The 779-nt window shown below is 64.3% G+C and carries 1 pseudogene; it reads right to left on the bottom strand.

Going from position 1 to position 779, the window contains the following annotated elements:
* Positions 1 to 440: pseudogene (locus tag AC5Y49_RS24785) on the bottom strand (integrase); the annotation flags it as partial.
* Positions 441 to 779: the final 339 nt, after the last annotated feature.

The raw sequence follows: 779 nt of genomic DNA, 5'->3' as shown, positions 1-779 counted from the left end.
TTAGCGCCGCGCAGGTACCGGTCGATTGTGGCGCTGCTCATCGCCAACAGCTCGGCACGCACCTGCGGGCTGTAGCGGCCCTGGCCATCCACCAGTTCGCCGTGGCGTTCCAATGCAGCCAGCTGCAGGGCCATCGAGGCGGCCAAGTACCGGCCACACTGCCCACCCGAGGCCGCCCAGACCCTCTGCAGCACCTTCAGCGCGTCATAGGAATATTTCGGCATGCGTTGCCGGCGAGGCTGTTTGGCGACCTGACGGCCCGCTCCAGGTGGCTGGGCCGCGGTCGTCAACCGACGCCGAGCATTGTCCCGCGACCAGCCGGTGACTCCCACCACCTGATCCAAAATCCTGCCCTTCTCCACCTTCGAGGCCTTCACATATGCCTTGGCGAACTTCGCGGTGATCTCGGCACGAGACGACATCGACAGCCCACTTTCCATGCCTCACGACGGTCACCGTTTCGCGGGCATTTTTACGTGAGCCCCCAGTCCCGTTTCCGGGACGCCTCGCGGGCGTGAAAATGGGCTCGGGTTGCTCGCCGACGCCGATGTTCCCTTGGGTCCTGTGAACCCGCACGTGAGCCTGGGCGCCGGGGCCCGACCTGGAAGGGTCACGCATTGTTGCTTCGAGCACGCGGGTCAGAATTTCGGTTTCCCTTGACCGAGGCCCCGGGCAGCCCATTAACGCACTATGTGGATTCGATTGGAGGGCAACCAAATTGAAGCGCAAGGAGGTACCGGCGCTGACACCGGAGGAGATTCCCGACGCCGAGCACGAGT

This window comes from Mycobacterium sp. NGS62 (genome assembly GCF_059812285.1).
Note: the sequence above shows the minus strand (reverse complement) of the source record. Positions and strands in the feature narration are given on the sequence as shown.